Below are 12,969 nucleotides of genomic sequence, written 5' to 3' on the forward strand. Positions count from 1 at the left end.
ATAAACGGACGTGGAGAGGGTGTAAGACCTCATTTGGAGGCAACCTTCAGCGAAGCGTCAACCCCAATCAGCGACCACCCCGGCTAAAGGTGGCGTGGTGAGGAATCCCCCGCGCTCTTTAGCCGGGGGAGGATGTCAATACAACCAGGAAGGGGGCGTTTTATTTTCTGGACGCCATTTGCTACCGAACCCAGAGGGAGAACCTGTACCGTTGCGAGTGTCAAAAACATTTCACTGGCAAAGGCAACTTCACAGCCTCCAGTTTCTCCTCGATCGCTTTACACCAAACACCTTGAGTTATATTTGCCCGGGGGCAAACACCGGGGCGCTGAGGGGGAAAGGCGCGATCGATCAGGCTTATAAACGGCTGTCTCAAATTGACCGAGTTTGATTGTGTAGGGGCGGGTTTTACTACTATCGTTTCTTCCCTCACAACAGATGTAACTAAACCCGCCCCGACTAAGTTTTGACGGTTCAGATCAGCTCTAATTTAATTTTTGCTTCCCCTGAATCCTGAGACGGGCGGGTTTAGTTCAGTTATCGGTTTGTGCCAAAACGTTATGAGTAAAACCCGCCCCTACACCTCCCCCATCTCCCTCATCTCTGACTTATGCGGCTTTAGCGGCTAAGACAGAATTACCCGTTAACAACTCTACTGCTGCCTGATATTGTCGATCTGAGGCTGTACCAGCACGAGTTACAGGAATTGAATCGAGAGAAACTTCCCAATCGGGCGTAATCCCTAATTTGTTGATATCTCGATGATTGGGAGTCTCATACTTAGCAACGGTTACGGCTAAACCTGATCCGTCGGATAAGTCAAATAAGGACTGAATTAAACCTTTACCAAAGGTTCTTTCCCCGACAAGTTTCGCTCTGCCATTATCTTGAAGTGCGCCGGCTAAAATTTCACTGGCGCTGGCACTTCCCTGGTTGACTAATACAACTAAGGGGGCTTGTGTGAGTGCCTGTCCAAACGCATCAAAACTGCCCATCATGCCATTGCGATTAACAGTATAGACAATAGTGCCTCGATCAATCCAGAGACGAGCAATTTCTAAACCCGCCTGTAGTAAACCTCCTGGATTATTCCGCAGATCGAGAATGTAAGCATTTGCTCCCTCTTGTTCGAGTTGGTTAATGGCGTTGGCGACTTCCGTGGGCGCATTGGCACTGAATTGGGTTAAGCGAATGTAGCCAATGGGGACGTTGTTGGATTCAGCATCGAGTGCGGCATAAACTGGATTGAGGGCAATGCGATCGCGCACGAGTTCAATCACCCTAGGTTGCTCGTCCTTACTCTGAATTGAGAGGGTTACACTTGTGCCCACAGGTCCGCGCATCCGGGCGGCGGCTTCGTCAAGGGTTAAGGTGTCTGTGTTTTCGCCATCAATTGCCACGATGCGATCGCGCGGTTGAATTCCGGCTTGATCAGCCGGTGAGCCAGCGATGGGCGCGACGACGGCTAATTGACCGGTTTCATCATCTAGGGCAATTTGTAACCCCACACCGGAAAGTTCACCCGATGTATTCACCTTGAGACTGCGATATTGACTCGGTTTAAGCAGGCGCGTGTAGGGGTCTTCCAGGGTGGCTAACATGCTCTGAATCGCCTTGTAGGTGGCGTCGCGGTTATCTAAACCTTTCTTAAGCGTATTCTGGCGCACTAGCCACCAGTTTTGCTGGTTAAAGGAGTCATCCACATACGCTTGCGAGACAATCCGCCACGCTTCGGAAAATAGCTGTTGATCTTGAGTCGATGCTGAGGCTGAGGGAGTCCACCCTACCCATAACAGGACAATTTGGCAAAGGATTATGAGTCCAACCCAGAATGATCGTTTTGGCATAACTCAACAAAAATTAACGGTAGGCTTTGATGCTCTCATTTATCTAGTGTGGCAAAGTCTGGGAAAATTAAGTGTACCAACGGTACAGTTTTCCGCTCTTGGCGCAGATGGGGTGCAATGTAGAGACGCGCCATGGCGCGTCTGGGGAGATGTCGGGGTGGGTTTTACCGCTAACGGCAAGGTTTTCACCCTGATATCCCTAAACCCGCCCCGACAGAGTGTAAGCAGTTTTCAACAAATTGACAAAGGACGAATGACGAATCCTCAACGGATTGACGTCTGGCTCAAGCTACTCTTGTCAAGTTATGTTACATTTCTCATAGAGCAATTTCAAATCGGGTCAGTGTTCCCGATACAGAGATTCCGCCCAAGCGGTATTCAACACACTAGCCCCAGAGCTATCTCATTTCCTGGTAGTTTAAACCCTATCCAGGATTGGCTCACACTCAAACAGCAATATCCTTCTAAAAATTCTGGCTTCATGTTTTCTAAACAGGTAACTGAATCAAAAGCTTTTAACTGGTTTCAGGAGCGTCTAGAAATTCAGGCATTAGCTGAAGACGTAACATCAAAGTACGTTCCTCCCCACGTTAATATCTTCTACTGTCTCGGTGGCATTACTCTGGTTTGCTTTATTATCCAGTTCGCTACTGGATTCGCCATGACCTTCTACTACAGACCGACGGTCACTGAGGCATTTGCGTCTGTACAGTACATCATGACTGATGTCAACTTCGGTTGGCTGATCCGTTCCGTCCATCGCTGGTCTGCCAGTATGATGGTGCTAATGATGATTTTGCACGTTTTCCGGGTTTATCTGACGGGCGGATTCAAAAAGCCACGGGAATTAACCTGGGTAACAGGCGTAATTTTGGCAGTCATTACCGTCTCCTTTGGCGTGACAGGGTACTCCCTACCTTGGGATCAAGTGGGTTACTGGGCGGTCAAAATCGTCTCCGGTGTTCCTGACGCGATTCCTGTAGTTGGTTCCTTAATCGTTGAACTCATTCGTGGCAGTCAAAGTGTGGGTCAAGCTACCTTGACTCGCTTCTATAGCCTGCACACCTTCGTTCTTCCTTGGCTAATTGCCGTCTTCATGCTGCTGCACTTTATCATGATTCGCAAGCAGGGTATCTCCGGTCCCCTCTAAACTGCGATTCCTGGCAAAGACGTGCTACTCTTTGTTGATTAAGGACATTTAAAATCATGTCAATTCTGAAAAAGCCGGATCTCAGCGATCCCAAATTACGCGAAAAACTCGCCCAAGGCATGGGTCACAACTACTACGGTGAACCCGCTTGGCCTAATGACCTGCTCTACACCTTCCCGATAGTGATTATGGGGACAATCGCTCTATGCGTTGCTCTAGCTGTCCTCGATCCAGCTATGGTTGGCGAACCCTCTGATCCGTTTGCTACTCCCCTAGAAATCCTACCGGAATGGTATCTCTATCCCTCATTCCAAATTCTGCGCGTTGTTCCCAATAAACTCTTAGGGATTGCGTTGACGGGAGCTATTCCACTCGGTCTAATCCTGGTTCCCTTTATCGAAAACGTCAACAAATTTCAAAACCCCTTCCGCCGTCCAGTGGCAACCACTGTCTTTATGATTGGTACCCTGGTTACTCTGTGGATGGGTATTGGCGCAACGTTCCCCATTGATAAGTCGTTTACTTTGGGTCTGTTCTAAACGGTTCAAGTTCTTTGAACTCAACACCTGTCGCTGTCTTAGTTTATCTTTCAAGCTAAGGCAATGACAGGTGTTATATTATGTCCAGGGAACAGCGAACAGGCAAATAGAACTTATTCGAGTAGTATTGGGGTTAGGAATAATTTAAACATACGGCGTTAGTAAGTCGGGGGAAAAGAAAAAATTGACGAGTCTAAATAATACCCCAACTCATCATTTATTTGTTTTTCTAGAGATTTTTGCGATTGAAGGTGGGATTCAATCCTACGTCAAAAATATATTACAAGCTTATATATCAATTCAGGCTCACACTGAAACCGAGATAGGCGCTGAGGTATTTTTACTCCGGGATAGCCCAGGATGTGACAACCCTTTTGATCTTCCCTGTCTAAAATTCCATTACCTGAAGACCAAACCGCCGATGTTAGGGCGTCTCAGGCTAGCCGCAGCGCTGGGGCTTTGTTTGTGGCAAAAACGTCCAAAGCATGTATTCTGCGGTCATATTAACTTAGCCCCTCTGATTCAGTTTCTTTGTCAGCCATTGGGTATTCCTTATACCGTTTTGACTTATGGGAAGGAAGTTTGGCAGCAATTACCCATTTCCCAACGTCAGGCGTTAGCTGGTGCGGCTCAAATCTGGACAATTAGTCGCTACAGTCGCGATCGCGCTTGTGCGGCGAATGACTTAGATCCCCATCAGGTAAAGATTTTACCTTGTATGGTGGATGGTGATGTCTTTACCCCTGGTGACAAGTCTCCAGAGTTAATTAAGCGATATGATTTGGCAGGGGCTAAAGTATTAATGACTGTAGCACGTCTATGGTCAGGGGATATTTATAAGGGAGTGGATGTAACGATTCGCGCCCTCCCCAAAATCACGGCGGTTTTCCCAGAGGTGAAATATTTAGTCATTGGGCGCGGTGATGATCAGCCTAGATTAGCACAACTGACTCAAGATCTCGGTGTTTGCGATCGCGTCGTTTTTGCCGGGTTCGTTCCCACCAGTGACTTAGTTGAACATTACCGCATAGCTGATGCTTATATCATGCCCTCTCAAGAAGGCTTTGGTATCGTCTATCTAGAAGCCATGGCATGTGGTAAACCTGTATTAGCTGGGGATGCCGATGGATCTGCTGATCCCTTACAGGATGGACGTTTAGGCTGGCGAGTACCCCACCGTGATCCCGAAGCGGTAGCTACTGCATGTATTGAAATCCTTAAAGGAGATGATCAGCGCTGCGACGGGGAGTGGTTGCGAGAACAATGTCTGGCTAAATTTAGCCGAAATGCTTTTCAGGAACAGTTTAAACAACTCTTATAGGACTTACGCTTTCTTGACGGCACAGGCGCTACCTGTAGGGGCTCTTCTGTGCCCATTGGTGTCAACTTAAGCGCCATGGCGCGTCTGGGAGCAATGTAGAGACGCGCCATGGCGCGTCTGGGAGCAATGTAGAGACGCGCCATGGCGCGTCTGGGAGCAGGGAAGCCCGTTTCTTGAATGAAAGACAAACTACCCCGCCGCCGTCTTATAGTATGATACTTTCGGGTATTGATGCATCGGCGAATGAGACGCGAAGCCTACACTATACCCTCTGGGTATAGTGTATGTAGTTCACAACTGTTCTAATTCTTCTTTAAACAAAACATCCAGAAAAATTGCAGAACCTGTCAGGTAGGCAATTAAAATCAACAATGCCAGCATAACCATCACCTCCACTATTTCATACGTCCAGTTGGCTAGAGGTTATGCGCGTTAGTTGCAATTCTTTACAATCTTGGTCAGTACCTGGTTGAGCGATCGCAAGTCTATCTGCCAATCGCCACCACCCTTCGCTGAACCTGGGAATGTTCCGCACCTGAACCCTAAATACCCCTAGTCACGGACTACCGCTCTGTTTACATTTTTTCACTTTTGCGATCGCATGGGCAATAGGAATACCCGAAAAAAACCTATTATTTTACCGTAAATCCGATAAAATAGGAAATTTAAATTCATTATTCATAATTCATAACCATCCCTCATCGCCTTTTGATAAGCTTTAACCTGCCAATCAATTCCCGTAATCGCTGTTCCCACCACCACAGCATCAGCGCCTAGCTGGAGGGCTTGTTGTGCCATCTGGGGCGAGGCAATCCCCCCTTCACAGATGGTTGGCACTCCTAACTGTTCGACGATTTGGGATAAGAGTTCAAATCCTGGTGGCTGAAGGTGTTGGGTGGAGGCAGTGTAACCATAAAGAGTTGTTCCCACAAAATCAGCCCCAGCTTTCACGGCGGCGGTTGCGCTTTCAATCGTATCGATATCCGCCATAACTGGTTTCCCTAGTTCCTCGTGAATTCGGGGAATTAATTCAGAGAGGGTTTCCCCACCAGGGCGTTGTCGTAACGTCGCATCAAGAGCAATAATATCAGCCCCAGCTGACGCGATCGCATGGGCATGATTAAATTGAGGCGTAATGTAAACCTCAGATCCGGGTATCTGCTGTTTCCACAACCCAATAATCGGCGTTTTCGGACATTGTTTCCGCACCGCTTGAATATGGGCAGGGGTATCAATTCGCACCCCAACAGCGCCCTGATTCACAGAGGCTTGTGCCATAGCCGCAATTACCAATGGATCATGGAGAGGCGAGTCAACGGGGGCTTGACAAGAGACGATCAAACCGTGACGTAACACTGAAATTAAGTTCTGAGAATTGGCTGTCATCCCGCTTTTGTCTTATTTAATAGAGAACTAACACCGAGAGTACCGAGAGCGAGTAAGCCAAGAATGGAGGTGGGTTCGGGGACAGCAATTGGGGTGGCAGAAAAACTAATAGGTAACTCACTATCTTCCGCCCCTAAATTTTCAAACCCTGGTGTGAGTGGTGGTGCCGAAAAAACTTCTAAATAACTGGGTGTAGGTAAAAAACTAGCAAAAAATGGACTAACATAGTTTCCCTCTGATGTAACATACCCAAAACCATCACCTGTTAACTGAGGAGTATTTAAACGAATTAAATTGTCAACGTGGAAGGGTTCGTTTCCTGGTATTGCGGTTCCATCAGGTTGCAAACCCGTAATTGTTTCTCCATTTCGCGTACCCGTAATTTCATAAATTTGGTAAAAACCTAACTCGTCCGGGGTTTTATTCGTGATGAAAGTACCGCTTGCTGTTATACCATTACCCGAATAATTCCAGTTCCACGTTAAAGCCAAGGCAGATTGCATAGTCCCGATAACTGTGCCAGATGTGGCAGCGAGGGTTATGGTGGCTAGTATAGCTATATTTTTCATGATAATCTTTAGGGTTATTGCGGATATTATAGTCTGGAATAAGAAACAACACAACTTAAATAAAATCTCCACTCACCTATTAAGAGAGAGATTCACAACTGGACTTGGAATCACAGAGGCTTTCAAGACACTCAATGGGCGATAAAATATCTAATGGAGACTAGAAGTGCTACACGACTCGATTCGTTCTAATACATTCGCGATACCAATCAAAGCTAGCTTTAGGAATTCGGTTTTGAGTGGGATAATCGATATAAATCAATCCAAATCGACGGTCATAGCCATAAGACCATTCAAAGTTATCCATCAAACTCCAGAGAAAATATCCCTTTAGGGGATACCCTTCAGAAATAGCCCGATGAGCCGATCGCAGATGTTGGCGCAGGTAAAGAATGCGATCAATATCGATCACTTCCCCCTGACTATTTAATTCATCAGCAACAGCACAACCGTTTTCGGTAATTACAATGGGTAAATCTGGACGCCCCACAGTTTCACTAATATGGCGAATGCCCCAATAAATACAATCCGGTGAAATATTGAGCCAGGGCATATTCAGTTTCGGATAACGTTCGGGAAAATCGATAACTTCGTATCCTAACGTATTATCAACAGCGCGAACATAATCACCGGAGTAGATGTTAAATCCCAGAAAATCTAAGGGTTGATGAATAGTTTCTAAGTCTCCATTCTGAATATCGGGTGCATTCTCTCCTAACTTTTCCAACAACGCCGGACTATACTGTCCCGTCAACGCCGGAAAAATAATCCCGCCATTTTTTCCAACAGTATGAAATGCCTTTTTTGTCGCCTCTATATGATCAGGAGATTCGTTAATTGGTACTGTTACCGCAAAATTATCCACTAAACTAACCGAACAGGGAACAGGTGATGCGGCGCGAATGGCTTGACATCCTAAACCATGGGCTAAAAGGGCATGATGCGAGGTTTGCCACACTTGTTTGAGAGAACTCACCCGAGTTCCCGGTGCATTAGGCGGATCAGAATCAACCCCATAACCCCAGTGAGTAAAGCAGGGTATTTCATTAAGAGTCATCCAATGAGTAATGCGATCGCCTAATCGACTGACAACGGCGGTAACATAGTCAGCATAATCGATTGCCATTTGCCGACTTTGCCAGGAACCATAGGCATCTTCTAACGCCTGGGGGGAATCCCAGTGAAATAAGGTAGCGTGGGGCGTAATCCCCTTATCCCGCAAGCAATCCACCAAACGCTTATAAAAATCAATCCCTTGTTCATTAACCGTACCACGACCATCGGGAATAACTCGTGACCAGGCGATACTAAACCGATAGTGCTCAATACCCAGTTGTGCCATTAAGTCTATATCGTGTTCATATCGATGATAATGGTCACAAGCAATAGCACCCGTATCACCATTAAGGGTACGTCCAGGGGTAGCGCTAAACGTATCCCAGACACTCGGTTTACGCCCACCTTCGTTTACGGCACCTTCGATTTGATAGGAAGCAGTGGCGCTTCCCCACCAGAATTTCTCTGGAAATTGGTAACTGGTCATAACTCATCGTTGGATTAGCTGCCAGCATTGTACCTGAATCAGAGTGGCAAATAATTTATCGAAACCCTAAGAGAGGCTGAAATGACCGCATTAATAATGTAGTCTGTATCACAGCATAAATTTCTCCACGACTATATATTACTCTTGTCACAACTCAATAAGATTTCTTTATTAAAAACGCATGATCCTCAACCAACTAAGTCGTCCACGGCATGTTTTGCTTACTTTGCTTACTATGGCTGTCATTGTGCATCTAGGAGCAAGTTTAGCCTTAAATCCAGTTGTGGAAGCAAAATTCCTCGATGCCGACGAGCAGGAATACTACCGTTTAGCTGGTGAGTTACTTCATGGTGAATACGAATTCCAATCACGTCGAACCCTAGGTTTTGTCTTAATCCTAGCTTTATTTCGCCTAGTTACTCAAGAAAATTTAATTGCCACCCAGTTACTGACCACAACGTTATTCAGTTTGGTGGGACCGTTGATGTATATCTTGGTACGGCGGATAACTGGACATAATCTTCTCGCGGTAACGGTTGCCGTGTTGGTAATATTTTGGCCACCTTTTCTTTTCTACGGCAGCACACTCTATAGCGAGACAGCAGCATTGCCTTTGTTCATCACCTTACTAATCCTGCTTCCCAGAGGTTCAATACTAACTCAAAACTCTGATGGTGGTTGGCTGCGTTGCATATTAGCTGGCGTCTTAATGGGATTGTGTATCCATATTCGTCCAATGTACCTGCTATTCACTCCATTAGCTGTAGTTATCCTGTTCTTAGAGGAGCATCACTGGCATATAGCACTTCGACGTTCAGTGCTGCTTGCAATAGGATGCTGTTTAGTAGTTTTGCCATGGTCGGTTTATATTTCGGTGCAGGAGGGTGTACCCTTTCTAATCAGTTCCAATGGTGGAGAAACTATTAGTGGTGGTTTAAATGCAGTATTGGTTGAACAGGATTACAAAGTTGTTATCGCACCAGATGGACGCGAAACCTGGGTAGGACCAGGTAAATGGTTGACCGAATCCAAAAGTGGCTATCTGAACCAAGAGGAACTCAAGCTACCTTACGCTCAACGAGACAAGTTGCTGATCCAACGAACAATAGCATGGGTTATCAACAACCCCTTTTCAGCTCTTCATCTCCAAACGGCAAAGCTGCTTTATATGTGGGGCTTTTATCCATTTTGGCAAGGTGCGAAGCAAACCTTGTTCGGTAACCTGCCAACGGTTATACTGATCGGCTTAAGTTCCATATCGCTGATTCGCTTCCGATGCTATTTACGGCATTTATCTCGCTTGTGGATATTGCCTGTTTTTGTGTCGGTTGTTGCTCTGATTAGCTGGGGGAGTTGGCGATTCCGTCAGCCTGGGGATCTGGGGCTTCTCATGTTCGGCAGCTTGTTTTTGTGGTCGATGTTTGTCAAACCAAAAAGATTGATGCCGTTGTACATGGATAGAACCTCGATTAAGTCCTTCACCGAAAGTTAACCCTAATAAATCACAAATTTGACCTAATTTTAAGATTGTAGATAATCCGATCTCCTGACTCAGGAATTTACAAATGACTAATGACCCATGACAACGAACCGATAACGAAATCTGACGGGATAAATTTTGTACGACTGCTCAAGCTTTTTGAGTTGCGATCGCTGTTTTTGCGGTAAATTGACAGGTAATCCATGAAAAAAGCTAAAATAGCCAACATCACATCAATCATGGGTACGATGTTGATCTGAGTTGGAACCTCTGGCTCATCAGGTAGATGCATCGCAATCCGGTAAAATATCCTCTACATACTTTAACCTGCCAAAAGCATAGCCACTCAGACCAATCAGCATCATACACAGCGCACAAGTGACGTAAAGTAGTGCTATTCCTGCACCGGGTTCAGTACCAAATATTCTACCCAATAGAGGGGCAAGTATTCCCCCGGGTTTCATCGCAGGTTCCAGCACGCGATCGGCAAGGGGTCCGGCAAACAAGGCTCCAGTGGCTGCAACAATCTGTCGCAGGAAAAAACTAACGGCAAAAACACGACCCTGCACTTCAGATTCAACTTTGGCAAACCAGATCGCTTGATTAGAACTCCCTAATAAGGGAAAATTTAAGGATGAACAAAATTGTGCCGGAATCCAAATTGACGGCATCTGACCCAAACCAAATAATATTTTACTCGCTCCAGCACCGATCATTCCCAGTAAGATGCCGTGAATGCGGCGGCGCAGTCCTCCCCAAAAGCTGACGAGGACAGCTCCCGTTACACCGCCAATGCCAGCGGCTGAGGCAACCTGACCTAAAATGACAGCATTGCCATCGGTGCGTGCCAAAATCATCGGATTGTACACCGCTTCTCCCACGTCATGGAACAGCCAAAACAAAGAGGTTACGGCTAACAGCGCTAGTAAGCTGGGGCGAGTTCCGATGTAGTGGAAGCCAAAGGCAAGTTTTTGCCGCCATGACTCAGAATTAGGACTGACCCTTGTTTTGGCTTGGGGAATGGGGACAACGGCTAAAGTCGCGATCGCGATCGCAAAGGTCACTAGGTCGATGAGTACAATACCCACTAAACCAATTATCGGATACAGACTCCCTGCCAACGCTGGGGCGATAATGCTGGAACCATAACTGAGAATAGAACCCATGCTGCTAGCACGGGTGTAGTGGTGTTTGGGGACAAGGGTTGTGATTGAAACCTGATAGGATAGCTGCTGAATTTGATTAAACGGACTAATAACGGCGGCTATTATATAGAGATGCCAGATTTGGAGAGTGTTGCTCAGGTAAATCAGTAGAATTGCCAACGTCGCCAAAGCGGTAACCGTATCGCTAAATATCATTAAGACTTTACGGTTAACCCGATCAACGATTGTGCCAGCTAAGAGGCTGGTTAAAATGCTGGGTGCGAAGAAAAAGAAACTCACCAACGCTAAGGCTGTCGCTGAGCCAGTTTTTTCCCAAGCCCAGATCGTAATTGCAAAGAATGTCATCTGGCTGCCGATAGTTGAGACAAATTGACCCAGCCAGATGATAATAAATGTATGCATTTTCGAGATTGGTGATTAGTGTAGAGAGGCTTAGCTCCCCCCGCTCCCAGACGTGCCATGGCACGTCTCTACCCCAGCTCCCAGACGTGCCATGGCGCGTCTCTACCCCCGCTCCCAGACGTGCCATGGCACGTCTCTACCCCAGCATCTAGCCTGGAGAAAGTAGTAGCTGACGCAGTTCATCCAGGATGAGTTGTGCGCCAATTGGTCCGTTTAATCCATTCCAGAGATAGTAGGTGACAAAGAAAACGCGATTTTCCTGACTAGCTTTTAGAGATTGGGCGATCGCATTGTTTTGCCATTCCGGTTGAATTGTTGCTGTTTGCTGGTCAATTACGCGATTCAGAACAGTATTGGTCGCCTTTTGCTGTTGCTTACGCACACTCATGTCGTAGCCTAAGATGAAAATTAGGTCGGCATCGTCAAGTTGGGGTAATGTTTCCAGAGAAATGGAGGTGGTTAGCTCAGACTTATTTTGAGCCGGGGGAGATACCAATTCAAACCCCACCCCTTCTAGTACCTCGCCTAGATAACTGCTATCATTCACCACCATGATATCGACGAGTTGATTCGCTCCCAACACCAAGACTTGGGGATATTTAGCCACTACCGGGGCAAACTCAGCACGAGCCGCCGCAATCTGCTGATTATACGCCGCGATCGCGGCTTCTGCTCGTTCTTCGAGTCCCAGGGCTTGTGCCAGTTGTCGAAGATTTTCCTGCCACTTTCCTTTAGCAGTTCGTTGTTCCCATAGTAACGTGGGCGCAATTTTTGAGAACAGGTCATAGTTCTGTCGTAGTCCACCCGCTTCACCCAGAATCAGATCAGGTTGCCGCCGAGTTAGGGTTTCTATTGAGGGATTGCTCCTGTCCCCCAAATTCAGGGGTTGGGTGGTGACTCGGTTTCCTAAATAGGGAATTTGTTCACTGGGATTATTGAAAGAGTCGCCTCTATGGAAGGGAAAAACTTCCGCATATCCGGCAGGCTGCATATCTAGTGAGAGGAGTAAGTCTAAGATATGGGGACCTAACGCCACTATTTGTTGCGGTTGACCGCAAACCTGAGTTTCACCCAGATCATGCTCAACCATGCGGCAATTTGTACCATTGAGGTTAGCCGTAGCGCGATCGCTGATTTGGCTGTTGGGTGTACTACAAGCAACCACCAGCAAAGCCGCACCAAGTCCGAGACTCAAGAGTTTCAGGATACGGCTCAAACACCAAGCGTCGGGGATGGAAAACATAGGTCGGAGCAAGACCCAAAACCGATTTATCATCAGAACTCCTCCGTTGCGGGAAACCCCGTGTCCCTTCGCTTCGCTTATCGGGCAAGCTTCAGACCGGGGAGGAACGCACGGTAGCGGTTTAAGAAGCCTCCAATATTCAAAAACCATAATTGTAACCATCATGAATGATGAATTTGTTTACAGTATTTGTGGCTAATTCCTTGAATCAGCCCACCTGTTGTTGAAATATTGAAACTACCAGTAGAGCGAACTGCAACCCTCCCGGCGTAAGTTCCAACCTTTTTCCCAGAGGTAACAACTGCTTTTACAATGTCACCAGT

At 46.7% G+C, this 12,969-nt stretch carries 11 protein-coding genes and 3 pseudogenes; 5 read left to right on the forward strand and 9 right to left on the reverse strand.

Annotated elements, in window-relative coordinates:
• Positions 1-139: 139 nt before the first annotated feature.
• Positions 140-391, forward strand: a pseudogene (locus RIM23_RS00605) (MBL fold metallo-hydrolase); the annotation flags it as partial.
• 217 nt (positions 392-608) lie between these two features.
• On the opposite strand, the gene ctpA reads toward RIM23_RS00605, so the two are convergent.
• The gene (gene ctpA, locus RIM23_RS00610; protein ID WP_446363547.1) at positions 609-1,847 is read right to left on the reverse strand and encodes a carboxyl-terminal processing protease CtpA; all 1,239 of its coding nucleotides are present in this window, start codon (positions 1,845-1,847) and stop codon (positions 609-611) included.
• 481 nt (positions 1,848-2,328) lie between these two features.
• Between ctpA and petB the strand changes: the two genes are divergently transcribed.
• The 3 genes from petB to RIM23_RS00625 all read left to right on the forward strand — a co-directional run bounded on the left by petB (position 2,329) and on the right by RIM23_RS00625 (position 4,857).
• The gene (gene petB / locus RIM23_RS00615) at positions 2,329-2,997 is read left to right on the forward strand and encodes a cytochrome b6 (protein WP_446361477.1); all 669 of its coding nucleotides are present in this window, start codon (positions 2,329-2,331) and stop codon (positions 2,995-2,997) included.
• 56 nt (positions 2,998-3,053) lie between these two features.
• Positions 3,054-3,536: a cytochrome b6-f complex subunit IV gene (petD, locus tag RIM23_RS00620; protein WP_006105395.1), complete on the forward strand. Its 483-nt coding sequence runs from the start codon at positions 3,054-3,056 to the stop codon at positions 3,534-3,536.
• A 184-nt stretch (positions 3,537-3,720) separates the two neighbouring features.
• Positions 3,721-4,857, forward strand: coding sequence for a glycosyltransferase family 4 protein (locus RIM23_RS00625; RefSeq protein WP_446363549.1), 1,137 nt, complete (start codon positions 3,721-3,723; stop codon positions 4,855-4,857).
• Here RIM23_RS00625 and RIM23_RS00630 read toward each other — a convergent pair.
• From RIM23_RS00630 to RIM23_RS00645, 4 genes are all read right to left on the reverse strand, one after another.
• On the reverse strand, positions 4,830-5,000 hold the full coding sequence (locus RIM23_RS00630) for a hypothetical protein (RefSeq protein WP_446363551.1): 171 nt from the start codon (positions 4,998-5,000) through the stop codon (positions 4,830-4,832). The genes RIM23_RS00625 and RIM23_RS00630 overlap by 28 nt on opposite strands.
• Positions 5,001-5,535: 535 nt before the next feature.
• Positions 5,536-6,243 carry an N-acetylmannosamine-6-phosphate 2-epimerase gene (locus RIM23_RS00635; RefSeq protein ID WP_446363553.1) on the reverse strand — a complete coding sequence of 236 codons (708 nt, stop codon included), beginning with the start codon at positions 6,241-6,243 and terminating at the stop codon, positions 5,536-5,538.
• Positions 6,240-6,812, reverse strand: coding sequence for a PEP-CTERM sorting domain-containing protein (locus tag RIM23_RS00640; protein ID WP_446363555.1), 573 nt, complete (start codon positions 6,810-6,812; stop codon positions 6,240-6,242). The genes RIM23_RS00635 and RIM23_RS00640 overlap by 4 nt, the downstream gene beginning before the upstream one ends.
• Before the next feature lie 169 nt (positions 6,813-6,981).
• Positions 6,982-8,355 (reverse strand): GH1 family beta-glucosidase, encoded by a 1,374-nt coding sequence (locus RIM23_RS00645; RefSeq protein WP_446363557.1) that lies wholly within the window; start codon positions 8,353-8,355, stop codon positions 6,982-6,984.
• Positions 8,356-8,590: 235 nt separating this feature from the next.
• Between RIM23_RS00645 and RIM23_RS00650 the strand changes: the two genes are divergently transcribed.
• Complete coding sequence (locus RIM23_RS00650) at positions 8,591-9,847, forward strand: phospholipid carrier-dependent glycosyltransferase (protein WP_446363559.1); 1,257 nt, start codon at positions 8,591-8,593, stop codon at positions 9,845-9,847.
• Between the two features lie 190 nt (positions 9,848-10,037).
• On the opposite strand, the pseudogene RIM23_RS00655 reads toward RIM23_RS00650, so the two are convergent.
• From RIM23_RS00655 to RIM23_RS00670, 4 genes and pseudogenes are all read right to left on the reverse strand, one after another.
• Positions 10,038-10,127 (reverse strand): annotated as a pseudogene (locus RIM23_RS00655) (biopolymer transporter ExbD); the annotation flags it as partial.
• On the reverse strand, positions 10,114-11,403 hold the full coding sequence (locus RIM23_RS00660) for an MFS transporter (RefSeq protein WP_446363561.1): 1,290 nt from the start codon (positions 11,401-11,403) through the stop codon (positions 10,114-10,116). The gene RIM23_RS00660 and the pseudogene RIM23_RS00655, both read right to left, overlap by 14 nt.
• A 148-nt stretch (positions 11,404-11,551) precedes the next feature.
• Entirely contained in the window at positions 11,552-12,679 is a 1,128-nt protein-coding gene (locus RIM23_RS00665) for an ABC transporter substrate-binding protein (RefSeq protein ID WP_446363563.1), read from the reverse strand.
• Positions 12,680-12,785: 106 nt separating this feature from the next.
• Positions 12,786-12,969 (reverse strand): annotated as a pseudogene (locus RIM23_RS00670) (RNA-guided endonuclease IscB); the annotation flags it as partial.

Source organism: Coleofasciculus sp. G3-WIS-01 (assembly GCF_040223135.1).
GTDB lineage: Bacteria > Cyanobacteriota > Cyanobacteriia > Cyanobacteriales > Coleofasciculaceae > Coleofasciculus.